The organism is Enterobacter sp. 50793107, assembly GCF_001463365.1.
Taxonomy (GTDB): domain Bacteria; phylum Pseudomonadota; class Gammaproteobacteria; order Enterobacterales; family Enterobacteriaceae; genus Enterobacter; species Enterobacter cloacae.
Genome location: NZ_LNII01000014.1, coordinates 41334 through 67265 on the forward strand (window position 1 = coordinate 41334; position 25932 = coordinate 67265).

The 25932-nt window shown below is 57.1% G+C and carries 23 protein-coding genes and 1 pseudogene; 5 read left to right on the forward strand and 19 right to left on the reverse strand.

Features of this window, described 5'->3' with window-relative positions:
- Window positions 1-185 precede the first annotated feature (185 nt).
- Entirely contained in the window at window positions 186-2177 is a 1992-nt protein-coding gene (tkt, locus tag APU11_RS02605; protein WP_058650429.1) for a transketolase, read from the reverse strand.
- 272 nt (window positions 2178-2449) lie between these two features.
- Between tkt and APU11_RS02610 the strand changes: the two genes are divergently transcribed.
- Both APU11_RS02610 and APU11_RS02615 read left to right on the forward strand, forming a co-directional pair.
- The gene (locus tag APU11_RS02610; protein ID WP_013098638.1) at window positions 2450-3208 is read left to right on the forward strand and encodes a M48 family metallopeptidase; all 759 of its coding nucleotides are present in this window, start codon (window positions 2450-2452) and stop codon (window positions 3206-3208) included.
- Window positions 3209-3418: 210 nt separating this feature from the next.
- Window positions 3419-4687: an OprD family outer membrane porin gene (locus tag APU11_RS02615; RefSeq protein WP_058650428.1), complete on the forward strand. Its 1269-nt coding sequence runs from the start codon at window positions 3419-3421 to the stop codon at window positions 4685-4687.
- 60 nt (window positions 4688-4747) lie between these two features.
- Here APU11_RS02615 and APU11_RS02620 read toward each other — a convergent pair whose 3' ends face one another.
- The 14 genes from APU11_RS02620 to APU11_RS02685 all read right to left on the reverse strand — a co-directional run bounded on the left by APU11_RS02620 (window position 4748) and on the right by APU11_RS02685 (window position 17442).
- On the reverse strand, window positions 4748-6388 hold the full coding sequence (locus APU11_RS02620; protein ID WP_060578313.1) for a thiamine pyrophosphate-binding protein: 1641 nt from the start codon (window positions 6386-6388) through the stop codon (window positions 4748-4750).
- Window positions 6389-6401: 13 nt separating this feature from the next.
- The gene (locus tag APU11_RS02625) at window positions 6402-7871 is read right to left on the reverse strand and encodes an aldehyde dehydrogenase (RefSeq protein ID WP_058650426.1); all 1470 of its coding nucleotides are present in this window, start codon (window positions 7869-7871) and stop codon (window positions 6402-6404) included.
- A 9-nt stretch (window positions 7872-7880) separates the two neighbouring features.
- The gene (locus APU11_RS02630; protein WP_058650425.1) at window positions 7881-8651 is read right to left on the reverse strand and encodes an aspartate dehydrogenase; all 771 of its coding nucleotides are present in this window, start codon (window positions 8649-8651) and stop codon (window positions 7881-7883) included.
- 9 nt (window positions 8652-8660) lie between these two features.
- A complete protein-coding gene (locus APU11_RS02635; RefSeq protein WP_020687070.1) occupies window positions 8661-9455 on the reverse strand; it encodes an SDR family oxidoreductase in 795 nt (264 codons plus the stop codon).
- Window positions 9439-10209 (reverse strand): alpha/beta hydrolase, encoded by a 771-nt coding sequence (locus tag APU11_RS02640; RefSeq protein WP_013098645.1) that lies wholly within the window; start codon window positions 10207-10209, stop codon window positions 9439-9441. Before APU11_RS02640 ends, APU11_RS02635 begins: the two co-directional genes overlap by 17 nt.
- Before the next feature lie 9 nt (window positions 10210-10218).
- Complete coding sequence (locus APU11_RS02645; protein WP_013098646.1) at window positions 10219-10749, reverse strand: cupin domain-containing protein; 531 nt, start codon at window positions 10747-10749, stop codon at window positions 10219-10221.
- Between the two features lie 10 nt (window positions 10750-10759).
- Window positions 10760-12016: an MFS transporter gene (locus APU11_RS02650; RefSeq protein WP_014833205.1), complete on the reverse strand. Its 1257-nt coding sequence runs from the start codon at window positions 12014-12016 to the stop codon at window positions 10760-10762.
- Between the two features lie 25 nt (window positions 12017-12041).
- Window positions 12042-13229, reverse strand: coding sequence for an FAD-dependent oxidoreductase (locus APU11_RS02655; RefSeq protein ID WP_058650424.1), 1188 nt, complete (start codon window positions 13227-13229; stop codon window positions 12042-12044).
- Window positions 13226-14152, reverse strand: a complete 927-nt coding sequence (locus tag APU11_RS02660) for a VOC family protein (RefSeq protein WP_058650423.1) — start codon at window positions 14150-14152, stop codon at window positions 13226-13228. Before APU11_RS02660 ends, APU11_RS02655 begins: the two co-directional genes overlap by 4 nt.
- Before the next feature lie 78 nt (window positions 14153-14230).
- Entirely contained in the window at window positions 14231-15019 is a 789-nt protein-coding gene (locus APU11_RS02665) for an IclR family transcriptional regulator (RefSeq protein ID WP_058650473.1), read from the reverse strand.
- A gap of 12 nt (window positions 15020-15031) precedes the next feature.
- On the reverse strand, window positions 15032-15781 hold the full coding sequence (locus APU11_RS02670) for an SDR family oxidoreductase (RefSeq protein ID WP_013098651.1): 750 nt from the start codon (window positions 15779-15781) through the stop codon (window positions 15032-15034).
- Entirely contained in the window at window positions 15781-16803 is a 1023-nt protein-coding gene (locus APU11_RS02675) for an aromatic ring-hydroxylating dioxygenase subunit alpha (protein WP_013098652.1), read from the reverse strand. Before APU11_RS02675 ends, APU11_RS02670 begins: the two co-directional genes overlap by 1 nt.
- Window positions 16804-16813: 10 nt before the next feature.
- Complete coding sequence (locus tag APU11_RS02680; RefSeq protein ID WP_020687064.1) at window positions 16814-17122, reverse strand: recombinase-like helix-turn-helix domain-containing protein; 309 nt, start codon at window positions 17120-17122, stop codon at window positions 16814-16816.
- On the reverse strand, window positions 17119-17442 hold the full coding sequence (locus APU11_RS02685) for a non-heme iron oxygenase ferredoxin subunit (protein ID WP_013098654.1): 324 nt from the start codon (window positions 17440-17442) through the stop codon (window positions 17119-17121). Before APU11_RS02685 ends, APU11_RS02680 begins: the two co-directional genes overlap by 4 nt.
- A 414-nt stretch (window positions 17443-17856) precedes the next feature.
- On the opposite strand from APU11_RS02685, the gene APU11_RS02690 reads away from it, so the two are divergent.
- Window positions 17857-19068 carry an MFS transporter gene (locus APU11_RS02690; RefSeq protein ID WP_013098655.1) on the forward strand — a complete coding sequence of 404 codons (1212 nt, stop codon included), beginning with the start codon at window positions 17857-17859 and terminating at the stop codon, window positions 19066-19068.
- 3 nt (window positions 19069-19071) lie between these two features.
- On the opposite strand, the gene speB is transcribed toward APU11_RS02690, so the two are convergent.
- The 4 genes and pseudogenes from speB to APU11_RS29110 form a co-directional block, all read right to left on the reverse strand.
- Window positions 19072-19992 carry an agmatinase gene (gene speB / locus APU11_RS02695; protein WP_058650422.1) on the reverse strand — a complete coding sequence of 307 codons (921 nt, stop codon included), beginning with the start codon at window positions 19990-19992 and terminating at the stop codon, window positions 19072-19074.
- A gap of 211 nt (window positions 19993-20203) precedes the next feature.
- Window positions 20204-22180 carry a biosynthetic arginine decarboxylase gene (gene speA, locus APU11_RS02700; protein WP_014833212.1) on the reverse strand — a complete coding sequence of 659 codons (1977 nt, stop codon included), beginning with the start codon at window positions 22178-22180 and terminating at the stop codon, window positions 20204-20206.
- Window positions 22181-22188: 8 nt separating this feature from the next.
- The gene (yqgB, locus tag APU11_RS26380) at window positions 22189-22320 is read right to left on the reverse strand and encodes an acid stress response protein YqgB (RefSeq protein WP_127312443.1); all 132 of its coding nucleotides are present in this window, start codon (window positions 22318-22320) and stop codon (window positions 22189-22191) included.
- 94 nt (window positions 22321-22414) lie between these two features.
- Window positions 22415-22504, reverse strand: a pseudogene (locus tag APU11_RS29110) (hypothetical protein); the annotation flags it as partial.
- A 479-nt stretch (window positions 22505-22983) separates the two neighbouring features.
- On the opposite strand from APU11_RS29110, the gene metK reads away from it, so the two are divergent.
- Window positions 22984-24138 carry a methionine adenosyltransferase gene (gene metK / locus APU11_RS02710; protein ID WP_058650421.1) on the forward strand — a complete coding sequence of 385 codons (1155 nt, stop codon included), beginning with the start codon at window positions 22984-22986 and terminating at the stop codon, window positions 24136-24138.
- A gap of 659 nt (window positions 24139-24797) precedes the next feature.
- Window positions 24798-25904, forward strand: a complete 1107-nt coding sequence (locus APU11_RS02715) for a hypothetical protein (protein WP_001567866.1) — start codon at window positions 24798-24800, stop codon at window positions 25902-25904.
- Window positions 25905-25932: the final 28 nt, after the last annotated feature.

Consider the following 25932-nt stretch of genomic DNA (forward strand, 5'->3'; position numbering starts at 1 on the left):
AATAAGCGAATCGGGGAATAAAAGGAATGTCTGTCCAGATGAATAAGCGAGCTATATGACTTGCGTCACATTTTAGGTGGAATAATGCTTACAAAAAAGCCGGGTGGCGCGCTAGCGCTTACCCGGCCTACTTTCGAGCCATTTGTAGGCCCGGTAAGCGTAAGCGCCACCGGGCAAAACGGCAATTACAGCAGTTCTTTAGCCTTAGCGACAACGTTCTCAACGGTGAAGCCGAACTCTTCGAACAGCTGCTCTGCCGGAGCAGATTCACCGAAGGTGGTCATACCGACGATAGCGCCGTTCAGGCCCACGTATTTGAACCAGTAGTCAGCGATACCCGCTTCAACCGCCACGCGTGCGGAAACGGCTTTAGGCAGTACGGATTCACGGTAAGCAGCATCCTGCTTGTCGAACGCATCGGTAGACGGCATGGAAACCACACGCGCTTTAACGCCTTCGGCAGTCAGTTTGTCCCAGGCTGCAACAGCCAGCTCAACTTCAGAACCGGTTGCGATGAAGATCAGCTCTGGCTGTCCCGCGCAATCCTTCAGCACGTAGCCACCGCGGGCGATGTTCGCCAGCTGCTCTTCGGTACGATCTTGCTGCGCCAGGTTCTGACGGGAGAGGATCAGCGCGGTTGGACCGTCCTGACGCTCAACGCCATATTTCCATGCCACTGCAGATTCCACCTGGTCACATGGACGCCATGTGCTCATGTTCGGGGTGACACGCAGAGAAGCAACCTGCTCTACCGGCTGGTGAGTTGGACCATCTTCGCCCAGACCAATGGAGTCGTGGGTATAAACCATCACCTGACGCTGTTTCATCAGCGCAGCCATACGCACGGCGTTACGGGCATATTCCACGAACATCAGGAAGGTAGAGGTGTACGGCAGGAAACCACCGTGCAGGGAGATACCGTTCGCGATAGCGGTCATACCGAATTCACGTACACCATAATGGATGTAGTTACCGGCCGCATCTTCGTTGATTGGCTTAGAGCCAGACCACAGGGTCAGGTTAGACGGTGCCAGGTCAGCGGAGCCGCCGAGGAATTCTGGAAGCCATGGACCGAACGCTTCGATCGCATTCTGAGACGCTTTACGGCTGGCGATTTTAGATGGGTTCGCCTGCAGTTTAGCGATGAACTCGTTCGCTTTCGCGTCGAAGTCAGACGGCATTTCACCTTTCATACGACGGGTGAATTCAGCCGCTTCCTGTGGGAAGGCTTTAGCGTAAGCCGCGAACTTCTCGTTCCAGGCCGCTTCTTTCGCCTGACCCGCTTCTTTGGCATCCCACTGGGCATAGATTTCAGATGGGATTTCGAATGCAGGGTGTTTCCAGCCCAACGCTTCACGGGTCAGCGCGATTTCCGCGTCGCCCAGTGGCGCACCGTGGGAATCGTGGGTGCCCGCTTTGTTCGGAGAACCGAAACCGATGATGGTTTTGCACATCAGCAGGGATGGTTTGTCAGTGACCGCACGCGCTTCTTCTACTGCACATTTAATCGAGTCAGCATCGTGGCCATCAACGCCACGCACAACGTGCCAGCCGTAGGCTTCGAAACGTGCCGCAGTGTCATCAGTGAACCAGCCTTCAACATGACCGTCGATGGAGATACCGTTGTCGTCGTAGAACGCAACCAGTTTGCCCAGCTTCAGGGTACCTGCCAGGGAGCACACTTCGTGAGAAATGCCTTCCATCATGCAGCCGTCGCCCATGAACGCGTAGGTGAAGTGGTCAACAATGTCGTGACCAGGACGGTTGAACTGCGCCGCCAGAGTCTTCTCAGCAATCGCCATACCCACCGCGTTCGCAATACCCTGACCCAGTGGGCCGGTCGTGGTTTCAACACCTGCGGTGTAACCCACTTCCGGGTGACCCGGGGTTTTGGAGTGCAGCTGACGGAAGTTTTTCAGCTCTTCGATAGGCAGATCGTAGCCAGTGAGGTGCAGCAGGCTGTAGATCAGCATTGAGCCGTGGCCGTTAGACAGCACGAAACGGTCGCGGTCAGCCCATGCCGGGTTCTGCGGGTTGTGGTTCAGGAAATCACGCCACAGGACTTCGGCGATATCAGCCATACCCATAGGGGCCCCTGGGTGGCCAGATTTGGCTTTCTGTACTGCGTCCATGCTCAGCGCACGAATAGCATTAGCAAGCTCTTTACGTGAGGACATTTTAACTCCAGATCGGACTGTTAAAGGCCATGCCCTTGACGACAGCGCGTTTTGGGCTACGCCGGAAAAAAGTGCCAACAATGTAACCCAAGCGGCATGCCATGTACATGGAGCATTCTTTTGCCGCTTAAGAAATCTCTGGATCATGCTCGCATGTTGCGCAATCTGCTCGCCCGGGCCCGTCGATATTCCTTATACTTAGCCCGACCCCGGCTTCGCTGTCGGTGTACTTTTCGGATTTTATTCAGATTAACGAGTACGGAAGCAACCTCATGAAAATGCGTGCATTAGTGCTGGCCCTGGGTACAACGTTCCTGCTGAGCGGTTGTCAGAATATGGATTCTAACGGCCTGATGTCCTCAGGCGCAGAAGCTTTTCAGGCCTATTCCCTGAGCGACGCGCAGGTTAAAGCCCTGAGCGACCAGGCCTGTAAAGATATGGATGGAAAGGCTACGATTGCCCCGGCCAACAGTCCCTACACGCAGCGTCTGAATAAAATTGCCTCTGCGCTTGGCGATAACATTAACGGTCAGCCGGTGAACTACAAAGTGTACGTCGCGAAAGACGTGAACGCCTTTGCCATGGCGAACGGCTGTATCCGCGTTTACAGCGGGTTAATGGACATGATGACCGACAACGAAGTGGAAGCGGTGATCGGCCATGAAATGGGCCACGTTGCCCTCGGCCACGTGAAGAAAGGGATGCAGGTCGCCTTAGGCACTAACGCCATCCGCGCGGCGGCGGCTTCTGCGGGCGGTATTGTGGGCAGCCTGTCCCAGTCACAGCTTGGCGATGTGGGCGAAAAGCTGGTTAACTCCCAGTTCTCTCAACGTCAGGAGTCCGAAGCGGATGACTACTCCTACGATCTGTTGCGCAAACGCGGTATCAATCCAGCAGGTTTAGCCACCAGTTTTGAAAAACTGGCTAAACTGGAAGCCGGACGTCAAAGCTCCATGTTTGATGATCACCCGGCCTCAGAAGCGCGTGCACAACATATTCGCGACCGTATGGCCGCAGACGGAATTAAATAATTTTGGAAGGAGGCAAATTTGCCTCCTTTTTATTTCGCATGAATTGCTAATTTAACCGCACATATCGGTAACACCCACAAAAGCCCCGTCACACCTGCCCTTCACCATTGAAATGTCTGGTCACATAATTATTGCAATCGGTTACTTTTCGGGTAATTATCGAATCCGCAGTAATTCAAATTAATATATTAAGACAGAGACGTTCCCTCCGTGAAAAAAGAATTATCGTTAGTTGCGTTAAGCATATTTGCCACATTACCTGCCGTTGCAAGCCAACAATCAGACAGCCAGGGTTTTATTAATGACAGCCATTTAGATCTGTTTTTACGCAATGCGTATATCAGCCGTGATTATCATCAGGGCCAGCAGGATAAAGCAGAATGGGGTCAGGGTATCATCGCCACCTTTGAATCAGGTTATACCGAAGGAGTGGTTGGCTTTGGCGTGGACGGCATTGCGCAGTATGGCGTGCGTCTGGACGGTGGCCGCGGTAAGAGCGGCGCAGGTGGCATTGACTTCTTTAAACAGGAAGACGACGGACGCGCAAAATCCGATCTGGCGAAATTTGGCGCGACCGCCAAAATGCGCATCTCGAATACCGTACTCAGCTACGGTAATCAGCGTCCCGAGCTGCCAATCATTAACGCCGACAGCTCCCGCCTGCTGTTTGAAAGCTACACCGGCACCATGCTGACTTCTAAAGAGATCGACGGTCTGGAAATCAACGCCGGTTATTTCACCGACGAGCAGCGTAAAAGTGACGATCGCCACGACAGCGGCCTCAAGGGCTTCTCCTTCGGCGGGGCGAGCTACCAGTTCAATGACCAGTTCAGCGGCGCGCTGTACGCCTCCCATAATGAAGAGGTGATGAACAAGCAATATCTGGGCATGAATTTCAAACAGCCGTTCAGCACTGGCCAGCAGCTGGTACTCGATTTTAACGGCTACAACTCGCGTCTGGATCAGGGCTACGCAGACAGCCTCGACACGGGCCGCAGCAACACCATCTGGAGCCTGGCGGCGAGCTACATCTGGGATATCCATACGTTCAAAGTGGCGTACCAGCAGAGCAGCGGAAGCACCGGCTACAACTATGGCGGCTACCGCGACCAGGGCGGTGTTGGTGACGGCGGCAACACCATCTGGCTGGCGAACTCCTACTGGTCTGATTTTAACGGTGAAGACGAACGTTCATGGCAGGCGTCTTACGGGCTGGACTTTGGCGGTCTCGGTTTGCCGGGTCTGAGCTGGACCACCGCCTACGTGCGTGGCGACAACATTAAAACCGCTGATACCAGTAACGGCAAAGAGCATGAATGGTTTAACCAGATCCAGTATCAGGTGCAGGACGGCCCGGCGAAAGATCTGAAGCTGAAACTGCGTTATTCCGTACTGCGCGTCTCCAGCAACGCCAGCGATTACAACGTGGGCGGGGATGAGATCCGCGCTTACGTGGAATACCCGTTTAACGTGTTCTGAGTTTGTCCCCTCACCCTAACCCTCTCCCAAAGGGAGAGGGCCGGGGTGAGGGAAAAACAGCTAGTAAAGCGTCTTCTGCGGCGGCCCGGCAAACTTCAGCGCGCCAATTTGTCCCATCCGCACTTCCACTACCGACGGTCCCGGCATCGCCAGCGCTTCCGTCATCACCGCATCAAAATCCTCTGCCCGCTCAACGCTCCATGCCTGCAGGCCAATCGCCTGTGACAGCAGGGTAAAGTCCGGCGTATGCAGCTCGTTATAGTACTGACGGCCACCGAAATACTTGTCCTGTATACCGCGCATCACGCCGTAGCCGCCGTCATTCATGATAAGCAACGTCACGTTGGCCTTCTCCTGCGCCAGTGTCGCCAGTTCGCCCAGATTCAGGCTCAGACCGCCGTCCCCCACCAGCCCCACCACTTTGCGTTGTGGGTTGGCAATCGCGGTGCCAATCGCCATCGGCAGGCCCATGCCAATTGCCCCGGCCAGAGAGTGAATATTCATCAGCGGCCCCCTGGCGCGGAACAGTCGGCTGCCCCACAGGCTGCCGGAAACGGTAATATCGCGCACCAGCAGGCCATCTTCAGGTAGCGCTTTCTCTATGGCATCGTTGAGTTGCGCATAGGCGCCGCACTGTTCACGCAGCCCACGTTCGGCCTGTGTCACCGCCTCCTGAACCAGACCATCCCACTGAGCATTCCCCCATTCACGCCCCTGTGCTTTTTCAGCCAGCGCGCTCAGCAACGCTGAGCAGTCGGCTACCAGCGTGTTATCCATCAGATAGTTACGGCTTGCCGCCGCCGGGTCGATATCGATCTGTACGCGCGGAGAAGGCAGCTCGAGCGTCCATGAACGGGTCTCATTGCTGCGCAGACGTGAACCGGCGATCAGCGTAAAGTCACACTGCGCGATCAGCGCTTCAACCGATGGCGAGTTGTGAAATGCCCGCAGGCTGGCGCGATGGCTGTCCGGCAGCACGCCGCGCGCGTGAGTGCTGGAGATCACGGTGATACATGCATCCGCCAGCTTTTTCACTGCGTCCGCGCAGCCCAGCGCACCGCCGCCCAGCCACAGCAGCGGCTGTTTCGCCTGCTTGAGTTGCGCCCAAAGCGCATTAACACTCCCGACATCTACCGGCGAAACCGACGCCGGTTTCACCGGAGCGGTCACCAGCGACAGCGGAATTTTCGCGCCCTGAATATCAATCGGGATCTCCACGGAGACCGGCCCGCACGGCGGCGTCTGCGCCTCCTGAATCGCTTTATGCAAAATCGCTATCGCCTGACTGGCATTGCTGATGCGATACGCCCGTTTTGAGCTGGCCTTCAGGAAAGTCAGCTGGTCGCGGGTTTCATGGATAAACCCGGTGTCGGCATCCAGCCAGGCTTTTTCTACCTGCCCGGTCAGGTGCAGCAGCGGCGTGCAGGCGTTCATCGCCTCCACCAGCGCGCCTACGGCGTTACCCGCGCCCGCGCCGGTGCTGGTCAGCGCCACGCCAAGGCCGGAAAAACGTCCGTGGGCATCAGCCATGGTGACAGACCCCGCTTCGCCGCGTGCCGGTACAAAGCGGATGTTGCCGCGCTGCCCTACTGCATCCGCGATGGGCAGGTTGTGAATAGAGATGACGCCGTAGATGGCCTCAACCTGATACTGCTCCAGCGTTCTGGCGATGGCGTCGCCGACGGTTATCATTTCGCTCATTGCTCACCCTTTCTCAGTCGCACCAGTGGTTGACGCTGTTACCCGTCGCCAGATAAATGCTCTTTTGCTGCATCCAGGCTTTCAGCCCCTGAATGCCCTTCTCGCGGCCCAGACCGCTCTCTTTAAAGCCCCCGAACGGGGTCGAAATCGCAAATACTTTGTAGGTGTTGATCCACACCGTGCCGGCCTCAAGCTGTTCGCTTAAGCGCAGCGCGCGCCCGGTATCGCGTGTCCAGATCCCGGCGGCCAGGCCGTAAACCGAGTCGTTGGCCTCGCGGATAAGCGAGGTTTCATCGCGAAACGGCATCGCCACCAGCACCGGGCCAAAGATCTCCTCCTGGCAGACACGGGCGCTGTTGCTCAGCCCTTCGATAATCGTTGGCAGGAAGAAGCTGCCGCTTGCCAGCGTGGGATCGGCCGGGATCTCTCCACCGCACAGCACGCGGCCCCCTTCACGCTTTGCCAGCTCAACGTACGCCTGTACGCTCTGACGATGTTTTTCATTGATCAGCGACCCTACGTGGACACCGTCGGTAAACGGATGTCCGACGCGCAGACCGCGGGTTAACTCCAGCAGCCGCGCCATCAGCGGGGCGTAAAGGCTCTCGTGGATAAACAGCCGTGAACCGGCGATGCACGCCTGCCCCGCCGAGCTGAAAATGCCGTAGCAGATCCCGCGCGCGGCCTGCTCGATATCCGCATCCTCCAGCACGATAGTCGGCGATTTTCCGCCCAGCTCCAGCGATGCCGGGATCAGTTTTTCCGCCGCCACGTGCGCCAGGTTACGGCCCGTAGTGGTACCGCCGGTAAAGGAAATTTTGCGTACCTTAGGGTGGCGTGCCAGCGCATCGCCAATCACCGAGCCTTTGCCCGGCAGCACGCTCAGCAGCCCGGCGGGCAGCCCGGCCTGTTCAAATATCCGCGCCAGCTCCAGCGCCATCAGCGGCGTGGCTTCGGCGGGCTTGAGGATCACCGCGTTACCCGCGGCAATGGCCGGAGCGACCTTCTGCATCTCGCTGGCAATCGGGGAGTTCCACGGCGTGATGGCCGCCACCACGCCGAGCGGCTCATAGCGGCTCAGGGTCAGTAAATCCGGCTGGCGCGGCGTCGGAAGTTCCCCTTCCAGCAGCTCGCAGGCGGCGGCAAAGTAGCGCGCCGTTCCCGCCGCGCTCATTACCAGCCCGCGGGCCTCCGCCAGCGGCTTGCCGTTATCGCGGCTCTGCATCTGCGCCAGCTCGTCGACGCGGGATTCAATGAGATCTGCCACCTTGTGCAGGATCTTCGCCCGTGTATGCGGCAGGCTGTGGCGCCAGGCGGGATCGCGCCACGCGCGCTCGCCGGCCTCGATCGCGTCATGCAGATCGTCGGGACTGGCCGCATTCAACGTCGCGTTGATCGACCCGTCTGCCGGGAAATAGCTCTGCATCGGGTTGCCGCCACCGTGTCGCCACTGGCCGCCGATAAATATCTTCAGATCGTCCATCGTCACTCCTCAGCTCATGGCCAGCTCGCGGCAGGCGCGTACCGCGCTGAGTGCCGCCAGGGTGGAGGTTTTCGGGTTAGAGGCAAGCGGCAGGCCGCTTAGCTCCAGATGGAATTCACCAAACGCGCCTTCAACGTGCAGCGTGTGGGTGTTACGTTTCGTTGACGGGTCGACCATCAGCTGTACGCGCGTGTCGTCCATTCCCACGCCGCCGAGTGCCACGGTGGCCGCCACGTTGGCGTTGGCCGGAAACAGTCGTGCCGCCTCGCGGGCGCTGCCTTCAAAAAAGACCTGCGCAGCAGTTACCGAATTAAGATCGATAAGCTGCTCGGCATAGCTGCCGCGCCAGCTGGCCGGGCTTTTACGCGACTGGTAGGTCACGCGCGCCAGCCCGCCCTCTTTTGCCGCCGCCAGCCCGTCGATACCGGCTACCGCCCCGGAGAGCAGCGTCAGTTTGCCGCCGGCGTTGAGCAGGCGCTGTTCGAGCGCGCTGTCCGCCAGTGCGCCGGTCGAAATAACCGCCAGATGCCAGCCGCGACGTAAAATGTCCTCACCGTACTGCGCTACCGCCTGCTGGCTGGCGCACTCCAGCACCAGGTCGGGCGTTTGCGCGCATTCCAGCGGTGAGGTCAATGCCACTACCGCATCACCAAGCTGCGCGTGAATCGCCGCATGATGGACCTCGCGCGCCACAATCCAGCCGATAGCCACGCCAGCGGGCAGGCGCTCAATCACCGCCTGCGCCATGGCGCCAAAACCAATCAACATAATCTTTTTCATGATGTGTCCTTACAGATGGCGGCAAAAGCCGCCGGAAACGTCCAGTGCCGCACCGGTGGTAAACGAAGCCAGCGGCGAGGCGAGGAACAGCAGCGCCTGCGCGGGCTCCTGCGGCTTGCCGAGGCGCGCCATCGGAATACCGCGTTTGCGGGCGATCTCCGCTGTCCACTCCGGCCAGCTCTGGCTTTTGTCTGTCCGGTTTTCAAAGCGACGCTGCCACTGCCCGGACTCCACCATGCCCAGCAATATCGAATTCACGCGGATGCCTTTGCCCACCAGCTCTTTTGAGAGCGTCAGCGTCATATTCAGCAGCGCGGCGCGGGCGGCAGAGGTGGCAATCATGTGCTCCTCCGGCTGCAGCGCCAGCAGGGAGTTCACGCAGGTGATGGAAGCGATGTCGGACTGCTCCAGCAAAGGCTGAAACGCCTGCACCGGGTTGATCACGCCAAACAGTTTGAGTTCAGCTTCATGCAGCCATGCCTCGCGCGGGGTGTCATGGAAGTGCGCCACGTATCCCTGCCCGGCGTTGTTGATCAGCATGTCCACGGCACCAAAGCGCACCTGAACGGCATCCGCGAAGGCCTGCATCTCGTCAGCGTTCAGCACGTCGCAGCGATAAGAGAAAACCTCCCCGTCGGGGTATTCGTTATGCAGCGCGGCATGGGCGCTGGCGAGGCGATCCGGATCGCGGCCACAGAAGGCCACTTTTGCCCCCTCGCCCAGCAGCAGGCGTAGCGTTTCAAAGCCAATACCAGAAGAACCGCCGGTGACGACCGCTACGCGTCCGTCAATTTGTGCATTCATCGCGCACCTCTTCGTTAATACGTAAAAGCTGTTGGTTAAAAAACGCGTCGTTATCGAGATAGCTGGCATGTCCCGCCTGGGCAATGGCGATAAACGGCATGCCGTAGCGCAGCGCCAGCCCCTGCACCAGCTCGGGTTGCGTGATCGCATCCTGCTCGCCGCACCACACTTCAAAGTTGCCTGAATAGCGCTTCAGCCAGCCATGAATATCGTCGTGCGCCAGCATCCACGCGGCGGCGAGGTAGCCCTCGGGGCGAAGCCTGCGCATGCCCGCTGCCACGGTGGCGATATCCGCTTCACGCGCGCCGGGACGCAGCAGTTTTGCGGCGCGGGTCTGCGCGAGGATTTCGCCGCCGAGTGCCATCTGCTGCTCGCGACTGCGCCAGACCTGCTCGCGCTGCTCCGGCGCGGCCTGGCCGTAACCTTGCGCGGCGTCCGCCAGCACCAGATGCAGCACACGATCCGGATATTTCGCCGCAAAGGCGCTGGCAACCAGTGCCCCGAGTGAATGGCCCACCAGCACCGCCTGCCACACGCCAGCCCGGTCAAGCATCGCCGCCAGCGCATCGGCGTAATCCCCCGCGTTCGCCCGTTCCGCGGCCAGCATCGGGCTTTCGCCATAACCGGGCATGTCCCACGCCAGCACGCGAAAACCGTTCAGCGCCATCTGCTTGTGCCAGGAGGCTGCGCCAGAGCTGATCCCGTGCAGCAGCATCAGCGGAATGCCGCTTCCCTGTTCACGAAAACCCGTCATCATGCCCCCTTAGTTCCGCTTCACTTTCGAGAGCGGATGGTCCGCCGGGTAGGTCGGAATTTCCGGCTTGTTAGTGCCCAGCATGACGCACATCAGCGCCTCTTCTTCGCCGTGGTTAAACAGCCCGCGATAGATCCCCGGCGGAACGGAGATCAGGTCACGCTCGCGCAGCACGGTTTCGGTGTAGTTATCGCCGTCCTGGATCATCAGCGTGATCTGCCCTTTGAGCATGAAGAACACCTCTTCCACATCGTCGTGCAGGTGCAGCGGCCCTTCGCACTTCGACGGCAGTACCATGGTGGAAAAGGTAAAATGCTCCGCCTGTACGGTGTTGGTGTCGCTCGCCACGCCGGTAGCGCCGGTGCCGATATAGCGCATCTGCGCGCGGCGGTATTTCGGGTCAAAATCGGCCTGGAACTTCAGCGCGTTCCAGTCGTATTTACGGCCCTCAAAGCGCGCAATACGGGACTCGACCCACTCTTCCATCGTCAGGTGGTCAGGTTTGATGCCAGATGGGTTGGTTACGGTTGAATCAGTCATGACACTCTCCTCAGTAACGTCTCAGCAGCGGCAGTAACAGGACGCAGCCCACCGCCGCCATCACCGCCAGAAAAATCAGCCCGGAATCCATGCTGTGGGTGAAGGCGATAAGCGCGCCCATCACCGCTGGCGACAGCGCGCCCGCAAAGTTTCCCAGCCCGTTGAAAATGCCGCCCGCCGTGGCGCTCACCCGTGGATGGGTGGCCTTTGCCAGCAGGGCGAAAATGTTGGGTGCCCCGGTGCCCCACATGAATGTGCTGAAGCTCATCGCCGCAATGATGGTCAGCGGGGTATCGAGGTGCATTACGGCCGTGAGCCCGACAGCGGCCCCCGCCATGGAGATAAAGCAGGCCGCCGCACGCTTATCGACCCGGTCAGAGAGCCATGCGCCAATCACTTCCCCCGCCAGCATGGCGATGAACGGCATCGACGACAGCCAGCCCGCATGTTCCAGGTGAATGCCCTTCCCCTTGATCAGGTAGCCCGGCAGCCAGCCGTTAATGCCCCACAGGTAGGTCAGGAAAGCGATGTTAAAGATGCAGATGATCCAGAAGTGCGGGCTGACAAACAGCTCGCGCCGTGCGGCACGCCGTTCGTCCCGGGAGGTCTGTGACGTACCGCTTTTCGCCTCCAGACGGATCCCGCGCAGACCGACGCGCACGAAGATCAGCACCGGTACGGTCAGCATCGCCATCACGAAGAAGGTGCTCTGCCAGCCGAAGGTGTTCAGCAGCCAGAGTGAGAGCGGGAAGCCAATCGCCGCCCCTACCGGCGTGCCCAGCAGCCAGAGCATGGTGGCGCGCGCCTGCAGATGCTGTGGGAAGTTGTGGCGCACAATGGCGAAGGCCAGCGGGAACAGCGGCCCCTCCGCCACGCCCAGCAGAATGCGCAGCACGATCATCAGCGTGTAGTTATGGGTAAAGCCCATCGCCACCATCAGCACGCACCACACCACCATCATCCCGGTGAGCAGGCGCAGCGGGGCGATTTTGTCCCCCAGCCCACTGAGAAAGACCGATGAAAAGCCGTAGCTCAACAGGAAGGCGCTCATCAGAATGCCGAGGCGCGTGGTGTCAAAATCGATGCCCATCGCCTGCTGGAAGTGGCCGTCAGAAAACAGCGCGGCAATGCTGATTTTGTCGAAAAACGCCAGCAGCACGCAGGCCAGCAGCGACAGCGGGATGGCCCAGCGCACCGCTTTTTCAGGCGTGCGGGTCCCCTCACCGCTCGCCTCAACGGGCGCGGTGTTGGTCTCTAATGTGGTCATGTCTCCCCCTACGGGTGCGGGTTAGCTATCGCAATGACATCAGTGAAAAAGTCGGGTCGGCGAGCGGCACATCTGATAAATCCCGCCCGGCCGCCATCCAGCGCTTCGCCAGCTTGACGGTGCGCGCATCGTTGAACGCCACCAGCTGCGTCAGGCGCCCGTTTTCGTCCAGCGAGAAGTACAGCGCGTCTTCACGCACTATGGTGCGGCTGCCCGGCTGCGGAATGCCGAGGATCTGGATGTTGTGCTGGTATTGATCCGACCACAGCCACGGCGCGTCGTCATAACCTGCCGCATCGGGGTTAAGCATCGCTTTTGCCGCCGCCACCGCCTGATTCAGGGCGAAGGCCCAGGACTGAATACACAAGCCGTAATGATGATGCTGTGCCACATCCCCGGCAGCGAAGATGGACGGATCCGACGTGCGGCCCTGCGCATCCACCACGATCCCGCGTTCGGTTTGCAGCCCCGCGTCGCGCGCCAGTTCCAGATTGAGATCGACGCCGATCCCTACCACCACCGCATCAAAGGTTTCACGTTTGCCATCACAGTGAATGACCGGCAGGCCGTTATCGTCCTCCAGCTCCAGCGCGCCGCAGCCGGTTCGGATCTCCACGCCCTGCTCACGGTGAATGGTCTCTAAGCGCTGCGATACCTCGCCGCTCACCGAGCGCATGCACAGCGCAGGCTGCTGCTCGAACAGGGTGACCGCGACGCCGCTTTTGCGCGCAGAAGCGGCAATCTCCAGGCCTATCCAGCCGCCGCCCACAATCGCCAGCTTTTGACTTTCCGCAAGCCGACGTTTCAGGCGCTGCGCGTCCTGCCAGTGGCGCAGGGTGTAGACCTGCGGATGCACAGACCATGCCTCGCCCGGCAGGCGCGCCCGCCCTCCGGTGGCAATTAATAGTATGTTGTAACTAAGATGTTCGCCGTTGCTCAAACGCACCGTTTTCGCATTGCGGTCAATCTGCTCCGCGCGCAGCGGACGGTACCAGGTCAGATTCAGCGCCTGCTGAGCCTCTTCAGTAAAGAGTCGCGGAAGCGTCGCGTCCGTCTCCAGCAGAGCCGCCTTCGACAGTGGCGGACGTTCATAGAAATCCCACGCCTCTTCCGCCACCACGCAGATCTCACCGTCAAAGCCCTCGTCGCGCAGGGTTTTCGCCGCCCAGCCTCCCGCCTGTCCGCCACCAATAATGACAATGCGCGACGTCATACGGCCTCCGGTTTTTTCTGCTGGCGGCGCGTGTCGTGATCGATCCCGCCTTCCACCGCCCACTCGGTAAAGGAGACCAGCGAATGCTCCAGCTCGCGCGGCTGCCAGTTTTCCGTCAGGTAGTCGTCATTGGTGTAATACTCGAACGCCCCGCCGGTCGGGCTGTTGACGTACCAGAAGTAGGCTGACGACACCGGATGGCGGCCGGGTCCGATAAACGTGCTCCAGGCGTTTTTGTTCATCGCAATCCCGCCGCCGATCACTTCGTGAATATCGCGCACGGTAAAGGCCACGTGGTTCAGGCCGCGCTTGCGGTTCGGCAGCTGCAGCAGGAACAGGTTGTGATGACCCCCGCGCACGCCGCAGCGCAGAAACACGGCGCGGTTGATGTAGCGGTCAGAGACCTGGAAGCCGAGCACCTCGCGGTAAAATGTCTCCACCGCCGCGAGCTCCTCCACGAAGAACACCACGTGCCCCACGTTAATGGGCTGGGCGCGATCGTAAACCGGGCTGGGGGTGTCGATACGGCGAGCGTCGCCCCACTGGTTGATCGGCTCAACATTCAGTTCCACGTCGGTCTGCTGGCTGACCTGCACACGCAGCGTCATGCCGTTCGGGTCAAGACACTCCAGGGCATCACCCACTTCGCGAAAGCCGGGCTGCTGCGCAAGCTTCGGACGCAGCGCATCCAGATCGGACTGTGCGGCAACCGCCCATGTCATGCGGCGCAGGGTGTTGCCCGCTTCAAACGCCGGGGGCAGGTCGGGGCTGTCGATCGGGTTAAGTTCCACGCGCGCGCCGCTCAGGGTGGTAAAACGCTGGCCGCTGGCATCGCCCGTCAGGCCAAAATCACGCATAAATTTGGCGCAGTGCGTCAGGTCTTCAACGCCAAATTCCAGCTTTTCAATTCCGGTTACACTCATCGTTCGTTGCCTCATCTGGCCCAAATTGGGCGTAAAACATGCCCGACGCAGCAAAGCGCCTGACGTTAACTCACTGATTTAACTGGCCTGTGATAAATACCCTAAGAAGCCAGAAATTTTGTCCGCCGCCAGACGAACCTCGTTTTGCAGTCGCTCGCGGTCGGCTTGTGGGATCTCTTCCGACGGCACCAGAATGCTCACTACCGCCGCCACGCGATGGCTTCGGTCAAACACCGGATAAACGATGGAGGAGATACCGTGGCGGAAGAAGGATTCACCGATCACGTACCCCCGGGCTTTGTCCTGCTGCACCATCTGCCACAGGGCTTCACGATCGTAAAGCTGACCCGGTGTGTTGCCCGGCAGGCGCTCCTGCGGGAACAGCTGTTCGAAATCGGCGCGGGAAATATCGGTCAACAGCATACGGCCAAGCGAGGTGCAGTGCACCGGCAAACGGGTACCAATGCTGACCTGGTTGATGCGTGATCCGGCGGCGCTGACGCGGGCGATGTAGATGATGTCGCGCCCATCGCGGATCGCCAGATGGCTGCTGCACTGGCTTACGTCGCGCAGTTGTTCAATCACCGGCTGACCCACCTGCGCCACATCCAGCGAGGCGATGTACTCAAAACCCAGACGCAGCACGTTCATGCCGAGCGAGAAGGTATTGGTACGGGTGTTGCGCTCCAGAAAGCCCATATACTCCAGGGTCTGCACCACGCGGTAGGCGGTGGCCTTCGGCATATCCACCAGCCGGTGCAGCTCGGCAAAGGTCAGTTCGCGATGCTGCTCGCCAAAGGCTAACAGCAGCTGCAGGCCACGCTCCAGCCCCGGTACCAGATACTTCACTTCCTGATCGTTTGCCATCATCGCCCTACCTTAGTTAAAGACAAAACCGCCGTTGACCGGGATCAGCTGCCCGGTGATAAAACGCGACAGATCGCTTAACAGCCAGACCACGCTGCCGGTGACATCTTCCGGCTGCTGTGCCCCTGTTAACGCCCGGCCGTTTTCGTAGAGTTGGTGTCGTTCGGCGGGAACATATTCCGTTGCCTCGACGCGGGTCAGCCCCGGCGCGATGGCGTTGATTCGAATACGCTTTTCACCAAGCTCGCGCGCCATTGAGCGGGTCATGGCAATCACGGCCCCTTTGCTGGCGACGTAGGCCATCAGGCGCGGCGCGCCCCAAAGTGCTGTGTCGGACGCCACGTTCACGATCCCTGCGCCATCGCGCAGCAGCGGCACGGCGGCGCGCGTCACCAGCCAGGTGCCTTTGACGTTGACGCGCATTACCCGGTCCCACAGATCCGGGTCGTAATCGAGCATGTTTTTGCCGCCCACGCCGGTCGCCATCGCCGCGTTATTTACCAGCCCGTCAATCTGCCCCTGCTCGCCAATCGCATTGAACACCTGCTCAATGGAGGCCGGATCGGCGAGATCGATAACGTGCGATTCGATCGTAAAACCCTGTGCCCGCAGAGCGTGTGCGCTTTCGGCCAGCTCGCCTTCAAGAATGTCGCACATCACCACCGCGGCGCCCTGCTCCGCGCAGGCGCTGGCGAAGTGATAGCCCAGCCCGCGCGCGGCGCCGGTCACCACAATGCGTTTTCCGCTCAGCAGCGCATTCATCAGGCCGCTCCCTGCTGCGCTTCACGCATCGCCAGTTGCTCTTTAGCGGCCTTTTGCATCATGCGGCGCAGGCGCGAGAGGCCGACATCATGCTGGTACAGGTATTCGTGGTCGCGGGCGTTTGGCGCCAGGCTTTCCAGCACCACGCGGTCCTGCTCCAGCACCTCCCAGTGCAGTTTTTCCAGGCGGTTACGGTACATGAAGCGCCACATATCGCGCTGCCAGCCCTGCACGCGGCGGATACGCCAGAAGAAGACGCGGCAGTTGTCGTTATCTTCCGGCACCACCATGCCAACGATGAAGAAGTGGCCACCCGGTCCGAAACGCTTCTTATAGGGAATGGAGAGTCGCATCCAGCAGGTGCCACTATTGCCCAGCTCCACCCAGTCGAAGTTGACGCCGCTCTGCCCTTTTTTCTCGAAGATAAAGCCGGTCTTCGTCGGCTGCAGGACCATGTCGGCCTTGCGATCCCCTTCCGCCATCGAGTGCGAGGAGGAGTGGAGATACGTACCGTGCATTGGATCCATCACGTTTTCCAGCGCGTACTGGTAGTTACATTTCCAGGCTGCGGTGCAGAGGAAGTTGCTGAAATGTTCCGTGTCGGCGAGTTCATCCGGGAAGGTCAGCTCGTCCGGCTGCTGATCGGCGGTGACGCCAAACCACAGGAAGATGGCACCGTGCGCCTCCTGCACCTGATAGCTGCGCACGCACTGCTGGCCGACCAGCGGACATTTGTCCACGGCGGGCACGTCTTTCACTTCACCGTTTCCCGCCACTTCCACGCCGTGATACCAGCAGGCGATGCGGTCGCCAAGGTTCCAGCCCATCGACAGACGCGCGCCGCGGTGCGGACAGCGGTCTTCCAGCGCCTGCACCTGACCATCTTTATTGCGCCAGACCACAATCTGTTCGCCCAGACGAGTAATGCCCACGGGCGCAGACTGCACTTCCCAGCTCGCCAGCACCGGATACCAGAGGCCACGCAGACCTTTATCGAGATAGTTTTGTACGGTAGTTGTCATTGCGTCGTCCTCAGTAGCCGTTAACCTGTAAGAATGCCTGGAAGCTGGCGTCGCTCCACGGCTCGCCCTGCTGGTCATGCATTCGCACCGCATTCAGCCCGTTGACCAGCTCCGGCAAGGTTTCAACGCCCTGCTCAAAGAGATCTTCCAGCGTGGCGATAAGGCTCATTTCCCAGTTTTCCGGCACCCGGCTGCGGGTCTGCCAGATCAGGTTCTGATACTCACCCGGTTTATGAATGGCGCCGTTCCCGCCCTCTGCCGGGGGCGTAAACTGGCGGCTTTCGGGCAGCGCCGGGTTGAAGTTCAGGATGTCGCTCATGCCACGGTCTCCTCGACAAAAGTAATCTGGATTTGGTTTTCAAATACCCGAACCGGGTAGCGGTTGAGGTTTCGGCCGCCGGGGCCGTGCAGGCACTGGCCGGTTTTGACGTCGAACACCGCCTCGTGCAGCGGGCATTCCACTTTGCCGTCCTCGACAAAGCCCTGACTCAGCAGCGCATAGGCGTGCGGGCATACGTCTTCCAGCGCGTAATATTCGCCGTCGATTAAATAAACGCCGATCTCTTTACCTTCAACGTTGCCGCTAAAAGGGAAATCTTCCTGTACTTGTTCTGCGTCACATACGCCTATCCAGCTCATCACGATCCTCCAGGCCTTTGTTTCATATATGAAACTCTGTTTCTTATTTAATACGGTCAATATAAAAGCGATGAATGTTTCGTCAAGCGTCAATGTGACGAATTTGTTAATCAATCGACAATTAATAAGCTAAGTGTGCAAGGGATCACGAAAAAATGCAGCGATATGAAATTTTCATTAGTAAGGCGTGAATGAATACGTTTTAGTGATGAACTCAAAGCGCAAATAAAAAATATTGACTTCTTTTCTTTTTCTTCCTTAAAAATAAATAACTGAAAAAGCACCGTGTTTCACCCATGAAACACATTTAAAAATACATCTTTAAAAACAACAAGTTTCACTGGTGAACCATTTTACATCCGTGACAATCACATTGATAAAAATATAAATGCGAGAACGCATAAGGCGGGCAATATGACGGCAAGATGGCAAGGCACAATTGCACTGTTATTTCTCATTATTATTTCCTACATTGACCGGGTAAATATTTCGGTGATGATTTTAAACCCGGAATTTGCCGAACATTTTCAGTTAAATGAAAACAGAATGTTACAGGGAATGTTAATGACCTGCTTTCTTCTGGGTTATGGATTATCGGCTTTATTATTAACACCGGTTATCGAAAGCAAACTGCATTATCGACATGGATTATTAAGCAGCATTGCGATTTGGGCTCTGGTCTGCGCTATTTCTCCCTTACTCGGATCGCTAATGGGAATGCTCATCGCCCGTGTGATTCTGGGGATCGCTGAGGGACCGCTCTTTTCACTGAAAACCCGCTTTATCAGCGATAACTTTCGTGCGGAAGAGGTTGGCAAACCCAACGCCGTGACCGCACTGGGCGTCTCACTCGGTCTGGCCGTGGGCTTTCCGCTGGTGACCTGGCTGATGGCCCATCTGGGCTGGGCCGGATCGTTTTATGCGCTGGCGGCAATCAACCTGGTGCTCGGTGGCGGCCTGATCTGGCGTTTCCTGCCGGCACCGCGCGGTACAGTAAAAATGCACAAACGGGGGCTCGCAGAGACAGTTATGCTTGCGTGGCAAACCCCGCTGTTGGGCTGGATCCTGCTGGTTGAAATCGCCACGCTGAGCTATCTCTGGGGGAGCAGCGCCTGGCTCCCGGCGTGGCTACGCGACGAACATCACTTCTCGCTGCACGCCACGGGCATGCTCGCTGCCATCCCCTTTCTGTTGAGCCTGGGCTCAAAATTCCTTGGCGGGGTACTGCTCGATAAAATGCGGCCGGAACAGGCACCGCTGCTGTTTGTCGCGGGCGGGGCGCTGACGGCGTTGTCCGTGATCGCGCTGATGCTCAGCCATCAGCCTGCCTGGCTGGCGCTGTTTATGCTGTCGGCTAACGTCTTCTGGGGACTTCAGGGCGCGGCCATTCCGGCGGTGATCCAACATCACGCCGCGCGGGAGGCGGTGGGAAGCGCGTACGGCATCATTAATGGGATCGGCAATATTTGTGCCGCCTTTATTCCACTGCTGATGGGGATGGTGATGAGATCGGTGGGGTCGGTCAGCTCTGGCTTTTCCGTGCTGGTGGTGTCGCAGATTATCACCCTGCTGGCGGGGGGAATGTTGCTGCTGCGCATGCGTCGCGCAGCAGCAATCAGCGCGTAAGGCTTATTCGCCTTTTTTCGCAGCCTGGATATAGAGCATTTCCAGTGCCAGGGTCGCCGCGGCCAGCGCGGTGATCTCGGACTGGTCATAGGCAGGCGCCACTTCCACCACGTCCATCCCGACAATGTTCAGATCCTTCAGGCCGCGCACCAGTTTGATGGCGCGGTCTGAGGTCAGCCCGCCGATCACCGGCGTACCGGTGCCCGGCGCAAACGCCGGATCCAGACAGTCGATGTCGAAGGTCAGGTACACCGGCATATCACCGACGATCTGCTTAACCTGCGCGATGATGTCATCCACGCCGCGATCGTTCACCTGACAGGCGTCCAGCACGGTGAAGCCGTTGTCTTTGTCAAACTCGGTACGGATACCGATCTGCACGGAGTGGTTAGGATCGATCAGACCTTCGTTCGGTGCGGTGTAGAACATGGTGCCGTGGTCGAACTCGCAGCCGTTCGCGTAGGTGTCGGTATGCGCATCGAAGTGCACCAGCGCCATTTTACCGAAGTGCTTCGCGTGGGCGCGCAGCAGCGGCAGGGTCACGAAGTGGTCGCCACCGAAGGAGAGCATGCGTTTATCGGCAGCCAGCAGTTTCTCGGCGTGGGCCTGCAGCTTTTCGCTCATTTCACGCGCGTCACCGAAGGCGTACACCAGGTCACCGCAGTCCACCACGTTCAGGCGTTCGCGCATGTCGAAGTTCCACGGGAAGCGGTTATGCTCCCAGGCCAGGTTGGTGGAAACCTGACGGATCGCCGCCGGGCCGTGACGACCGCCCGCACGGCCTGATGTGGCCATATCAAACGGCACGCCGGTGATCACCCAGTCAGCATCGCTGTCGTACGGCTGGAAGTTCATCGGAAGGCGTAAAAAACCAAACGCGTTAGATACCAGAGAGTTGTCGTACTGATGACCTAAAGTGCTCATGTCCTGACCTCTTTTAAAGTCGATGCGTTAAAAACAGATGAAAAAAAATCCCCTCCGCGTCGTTAAACCCGACGAGGAAGGGATTGATTCGTAAATCGCTTATTGGGGCGAATTATCGCCGTTAATTCATACGGGTTCAAGTGAGTATAGGGCATTGTGCGGCCTTTGCCCCTCACCCTAACCCTCTCCCACGGGGAGAGGGAGGTTTGCCTTACTCGTCTTCCAGGTAGGTGTACCCGTACAGACCCGCTTCAAACTCTTCCAGGAACTGCTGCTGCAGCGCGTCATCCAGACCGGTGTTTTTCACCTGATCGCGGAATTGCGTCAGCAGGGTTTTCGGATCCAGCTGCACGTATTCCAGCATGTCCGCCACGGTGTCACCTTCATCAGACAGCTCCACTTCCACGCTGCCGTCAGGGAAGACAAACACGTCAACCGCTTCGGTATCACCGAACAGGTTATGCATGTTGCCAAGGATCTCCTGATACGCGCCGACCATAAAGAAGCCCAGCATTGGCGGGTTCTCCGGGTCGTATTCCGGCATTGGCATGGTCGTTGCGATACCGTCGCCGTCAACATAGTGGTCGATGGCACCGTCGGAGTCACAGGTGATGTCCAGCAGCACCGCACGACGTTCCGGGGCGTGATTCAGCCCTTCCAGCGGCAGAACCGGGAACAGCTGATCGATACCCCAGGCATCCGGCATCGACTGGAACAGCGAGAAGTTGACGTAAATCTTGTCCGCCATACGTTCCTGCAATTCGTCGATAATCGGACGGTGCGCACGGTTGCTCGGGTCCAGCTGTTTCTGCACTTCATGGCACATGTTCAGATAAAGCTGCTCGGCCCACGCGCGCTCCTGCAGGCTAAAGGTGCCTGAAGAGTAGCCGACGTGGATATCATGCAGGTCCATCTGGCTGTCGTGCAGCCATTCGCGCAGTGAACGGCGCGTGCCCGGCTCGTGCATCTCCTGCCAGGTTTCCCACATGCTTTGTAGCGAACGCGGGGCATCGTCTTGCGGAGGCGTCGCTTCGGTGATTTCGCTGCGCTCAACACCGATGATGTTCGAGACCAGCACCGTATGGTGCGCGGTCACCGCGCGGCCAGACTCGGTGATCACCGTCGGGTGCGGCAGGCCGTGCTCTTCACAGGCATCGCCAATCGCCCAGATAATGTTGTTCGCGTATTCGTTCAGGCCGTAGTTCACGGAGCAGTCGGACTGCGAGCGGGTACCTTCATAGTCCACGCCCAGGCCGCCGCCCACGTCAAAGCACTGAATATTGACGCCGAGCTTGTGCAGCTCAACGTAGAAACGCGCTGACTCACGCACGCCGGTAGCGATATCACGAATGTTGGCCATCTGCGAACCGAGGTGGAAGTGCAGCAGTTGAATGCTGTCCAGACGACCGCGCTCGCGCAGAATTTCCACCAGCTGCAGTACCTGGTTTGCCGCCAGACCGAATTTAGATTTTTCGCCGCCGGAGGACTGCCATTTACCGGAACCCTGCGAGGCCAGACGCGCACGCACGCCAAGACGTGGCACCACGTTCAGGCGCTCGGCTTCTTCCAGTACGATGGCGATTTCTGTCATCTTCTCGATAACCAGATAGACCTTATGGCCCATCTTCTCGCCAATCAGCGCCAGACGAATGTATTCACGGTCTTTATAGCCGTTACAGACGATCACTGAACGGGTCATGCCCGCATGCGCCAGTACGGCCATCAGCTCTGCTTTTGAACCCGCTTCCAGACCCAGCGGTTCGCCGGAGTGGATCAGGGATTCAATGACGCGGCGGTGCTGGTTCACCTTGATGGGGTAAACCAGGAAGTAGTCGCCTTTGTAACCGTAAGATTCACGCGCACGCTTGAACGCGGCGTTAATAGAACGCAGACGGTGTTGCAGGATCTGCGGGAAGCAGAACAGTGCAGGCAAACGCTGGCCCTGCGCCTCACGTGCTTTCACCAGTTTGGCGAGATCCACGCGCGCTTCAGGGACGTCCGGGTCCGGGCAGACGCTGATGTGGCCCAGCTCGTTGACGTCGTAGTAGTTATTGCCCCACCAGGCAATATTGTAAGTGCGCAGCATCTTGCTGGCTTCCTGGGAGCTCATCGCAACCTCCTGCATGGAACGTAGTACACCCTGTTCGCCCGCTGACGAAGGCGAAAAAGAAGACATGTCGTCAGACATAGCGAACCTCAACTCTTTGTATTAAGTGTAAAACAGTTGACTACTATCGCAGCGTTATACGGCGATAACAACCCATAAACGGCTCCGTTTCCCAGCAGAGTATGCTGAAATCCAGACCGTGCGACCGGTTTCTTATTCATATCATTGTAAAACACGTATCCGAACTCTGTATGACAAGGTTCGGCGAAACCACGAGAAAACTCTTGTAATAACAAGAGCGCCCTTGTTCAGTTTTCACAAAGCGTGACCGGCCCTGGAATCCTGAGAAGCGCCGAGATGGGTATAACATCGGCAGGTTTGCAGACTAGAAATGCGGGTTGCGGGAATCAAATGCGCGCCAGAACGGCTGCGCTGAATTAGCGGAAAACGATGGTTCATTATCTCGTATCACCTCCACGGCCGCCTCTGCTGAAACGGACCACAAGCCAAAGCTAAAAGTTCACTGCTTAACCCGGCTGGAAGTGGCGACACGATGAGTTCATCGAGCGCTTTTTTGGTATGAGCCGCGCGCCGCGTTTTATACCGAGAACAGGGGTAAAAAGCAAAAGATAAATACGCGGGTTGCCAGGAGCGTCAGGAAAAATTTCCAGTAATGAATTCAACTCAGTGAGAGCGTTGTCAAAAAAAACTGGAAATCGGGCGAAGAAGTGACCTAAAATAGCCATCCAGATGTTAATCCATCTATACTGATTAACACTCATACTGCCAGTGTCAAAAAACCTGCGGCCTTGGTAGAATTATCTCCTTTGGCTATTCCACACAGCAGCTTGAGCTAACCAAATTCCTCTTAGGTGAAATAAAACATGGCAAAACACCTGTTTACGTCCGAGTCCGTATCAGAAGGACATCCTGATAAAATTGCTGACCAAATCTCCGATGCGGTGCTGGATGCGATCCTGACTCAGGATCCGAAAGCGCGCGTAGCGTGTGAAACCTATGTCAAAACCGGCATGGTTCTGGTTGGCGGTGAGATCACCACCAGCGCATGGGTTGATATCGAAGAGATCACCCGTAACACGGTACGTGAGATCGGTTATGTACATTCTGATATGGGCTTTGATGCCAATTCCTGCGCGGTTCTGAGCGCAATTGGTAAACAGTCTCCAGACATCAACCAGGGCGTTGACCGTGCCGATCCGCTGGAACAGGGCGCGGGCGACCAGGGCCTGATGTTCGGCTATGCAACCAACGAAACCGACGTGCTGATGCCAGCACCGGTGACCTACGCGCACCGTCTGGTGCAGCGCCAGGCTGAAGTGCGTAAAAACGGCATCCTGCCATGGCTGCGCCCGGATGCAAAAAGCCAGGTGACCTTCCAGTACGACGACGGCAAAATCGTCGGCATTGACGCGGTGGTTTTGTCTACCCAGCATGCCGAAGATATCGATCAGAAATCCCTGCAGGAAGCAGTGATGGAAGAGATCATCAAGCCTGTTCTGCCAACCGAATGGCTGAGCAGCGCAACCAAATACTTCATCAACCCAACCGGACGCTTTGTGATTGGCGGCCCAATGGGTGACTGCGGTCTGACCGGTCGTAAAATCATCGTTGATACCTACGGCGGCATGGCGCGTCACGGTGGCGGTGCATTCTCCGGTAAAGATCCATCAAAAGTGGACCGTTCTGCTGCTTACGCTGCACGCTATGTGGCGAAAAACATCGTTGCTGCAGGCCTGGCTGACCGCTGTGAGATCCAGGTTTCCTACGCCATCGGCGTGGCAGAGCCAACCTCCATCATGGTTGAAACCTTCGGTACTGAAAAAGTGCCTTCAGAACAGCTGACCCTGCTGGTGCGCGAGTTCTTCGACCTGCGTCCATACGGCCTGATTCAGATGCTGGATCTGCTGCACCCAATCTACAAAGAAACCGCTGCATACGGTCACTTTGGTCGCGAACATTTCCCATGGGAAAAAACCGACAAAGCCGCTCTGCTGCGCGAAGCTGCCGGTTTGAAGTAATCGACTACCCGCTGCTTAAACAGGCCAGCATACTTGAGTATACAGTTAATAGGGTGTTTATTGATTGTTACTTGAAAATAATTATTGAATATCAATGTGTTGGCCTGCATCTTAAGAGTACACACTGTGTATATTGGTGTGTACTATTTTCTTCCTAAAGATTTCAAAGGTGGCGGTCCTGCTGCCTCATGCACCTTACTATTGTGTCTTAATAATGTAACCATTCACATTTAAACTAAATGAATATCATTAGTATTTGGCGACAATAACTCAGTCCGGCATGTTGCCTAATAATGATTTTTTATATGCATATCTCCTTCATCTTTTCTGTTCTCTTGCTCGCAATTATTCATCACATTTATTCAGATCCCATGCGTAAAATGCACTCAGGTCACTAAACAGGCATCCCACGTCTACTCATCAGTTGATATTGATATGAAGTGTTTCTACAGATACTCCAGGCGCTGAGATGTAAAGGACTCGCAGGATCTGCATTTTTATCTTGTCGGCTGTTTACCTCGAACCGGAGCACCACATATAATTATCGCTTTGTTACATCAGATGCACCCCTCTGCTCTTTCTCAGCCTGTGAATTTTTACAGGGGGCCGGTAGTTGCCGGACAGGGAAAGGAATAATTTCTCTTTAAGGATTTTATCGAATGCTGTTCGATACAGAGAAAATCAAAGAGCTGCTTCGGGAATCTCCCGGCCTGACAGGCAAACAGATAGCTAAAACTCTCGGATATGCTGACAAGTCAGCCCTGAATTCATTTTTATATAGCCATGCAGAGGGACTCAAACGGGTCGAATGGAAATGGTATGTTGACGATGAATATGTTCTGGTTCTGGATGGCGACGCTTGGATCGATGAAAATATTTTTGAAGCTAACTTATCAGCTTCGGGATGTCTGTTGAGCGCATCTGCGCGCAGATGCAGCATAAGCTTCCCGGAAAGTTGCTCTATTTTATTGGCGGCTGGAGCAAGGATAATTGCATTGGCAAATCAGGCTGCATATTCTGGAAAATCCATAGAACTCGATTTTAGCAAATGCCCTTCTGCGAAAAACTACCTGAACCGGTTAGGTTTTTTTGATCATTTGCATCCTGATGTGTTAGTCAAGCCTGAGAGACCAACGAATTCAAGGGCACAACGCTATCAGGGCAACAGTGACAATCTGGTTGAGATAGCCTCTATAGACCTTGATGATTTTGATAACTCTATCCCTGTAAAGTTAACTAAGAAGTTTGTAGTCCATGCCGGCCAAAAGTACTACATGGCGGTGTTCACCATATTTTCAGAGCTGATTGGTAATGTCCGGGATCATAGTGAGAGCCCGATTCCTGGGTTTGCAGCGTTACAGTTATATAAAGGTAAGCGGCGCCACATTCAGACCGTCATTTCAGATAGTGGTTTGGGTATTGCCACGACATTGAAACGTAATCTTAAAAAACATTATCCTGAAATTTTCGAGGAACTGGAGTCATCAGGCGAAGATGCTGATTTATTCTTGGTTACCCATGCGCTTAAAAATGGTGGGTTGAGCCAATTTGGGTCTGCACCTGACGAGGCAGCTCGGGGACTGGGTCTGAAGCGTTCTCAGGATCTGGCCGCAAAATATGATGCTGTTGTTCTTGTCCGACAACCTGACTTTGAGTTGAGAATTACCTACAAGAATGGTGTTATAACAGAAATTACCAGCAAAAAAAGGCTCGCGTTGATTAAGGGCACACAAGTTTGCTTTGATTTTTTCCTAGGCTATGATTAGTATCATCTCCTTAAATTAACCATAAGAA

Coding starts and splice junctions, on each gene's coding strand:
- tkt (WP_058650429.1), bottom strand. CDS start 2,177: ATGTCCTCACGTAAAGAGCTTGCTAATGCTATTCGTGCGCTGAGCATG.
- APU11_RS02610 (WP_013098638.1), top strand. CDS start 2,450: ATGAAAATGCGTGCATTAGTGCTGGCCCTGGGTACAACGTTCCTGCTG.
- APU11_RS02620 (WP_060578313.1), bottom strand. CDS start 6,388: ATGAGCGAAATGATAACCGTCGGCGACGCCATCGCCAGAACGCTGGAG.
- APU11_RS02625 (WP_058650426.1), bottom strand. CDS start 7,871: ATGGACGATCTGAAGATATTTATCGGCGGCCAGTGGCGACACGGTGGC.
- APU11_RS02630 (WP_058650425.1), bottom strand. CDS start 8,651: ATGAAAAAGATTATGTTGATTGGTTTTGGCGCCATGGCGCAGGCGGTG.
- APU11_RS02635 (WP_020687070.1), bottom strand. CDS start 9,455: ATGAATGCACAAATTGACGGACGCGTAGCGGTCGTCACCGGCGGTTCT.
- APU11_RS02640 (WP_013098645.1), bottom strand. CDS start 10,209: ATGACGGGTTTTCGTGAACAGGGAAGCGGCATTCCGCTGATGCTGCTG.
- APU11_RS02645 (WP_013098646.1), bottom strand. CDS start 10,749: ATGACTGATTCAACCGTAACCAACCCATCTGGCATCAAACCTGACCAC.
- APU11_RS02650 (WP_014833205.1), bottom strand. CDS start 12,016: ATGACCACATTAGAGACCAACACCGCGCCCGTTGAGGCGAGCGGTGAG.
- APU11_RS02655 (WP_058650424.1), bottom strand. CDS start 13,229: ATGACGTCGCGCATTGTCATTATTGGTGGCGGACAGGCGGGAGGCTGG.
- APU11_RS02660 (WP_058650423.1), bottom strand. CDS start 14,152: ATGAGTGTAACCGGAATTGAAAAGCTGGAATTTGGCGTTGAAGACCTG.
- APU11_RS02665 (WP_058650473.1), bottom strand. CDS start 15,019: ATGGCAAACGATCAGGAAGTGAAGTATCTGGTACCGGGGCTGGAGCGT.
- APU11_RS02670 (WP_013098651.1), bottom strand. CDS start 15,781: ATGAATGCGCTGCTGAGCGGAAAACGCATTGTGGTGACCGGCGCCGCG.
- APU11_RS02675 (WP_013098652.1), bottom strand. CDS start 16,803: ATGACAACTACCGTACAAAACTATCTCGATAAAGGTCTGCGTGGCCTC.
- APU11_RS02680 (WP_020687064.1), bottom strand. CDS start 17,122: ATGAGCGACATCCTGAACTTCAACCCGGCGCTGCCCGAAAGCCGCCAG.
- APU11_RS02685 (WP_013098654.1), bottom strand. CDS start 17,442: ATGAGCTGGATAGGCGTATGTGACGCAGAACAAGTACAGGAAGATTTC.
- APU11_RS02690 (WP_013098655.1), top strand. CDS start 17,857: ATGACGGCAAGATGGCAAGGCACAATTGCACTGTTATTTCTCATTATT.
- speB (WP_058650422.1), bottom strand. CDS start 19,992: ATGAGCACTTTAGGTCATCAGTACGACAACTCTCTGGTATCTAACGCG.
- speA (WP_014833212.1), bottom strand. CDS start 22,180: ATGTCTGACGACATGTCTTCTTTTTCGCCTTCGTCAGCGGGCGAACAG.
- yqgB (WP_127312443.1), bottom strand. CDS start 22,320: ATGAATAAGAAACCGGTCGCACGGTCTGGATTTCAGCATACTCTGCTG.
- metK (WP_058650421.1), top strand. CDS start 22,984: ATGGCAAAACACCTGTTTACGTCCGAGTCCGTATCAGAAGGACATCCT.
- APU11_RS02715 (WP_001567866.1), top strand. CDS start 24,798: ATGCTGTTCGATACAGAGAAAATCAAAGAGCTGCTTCGGGAATCTCCC.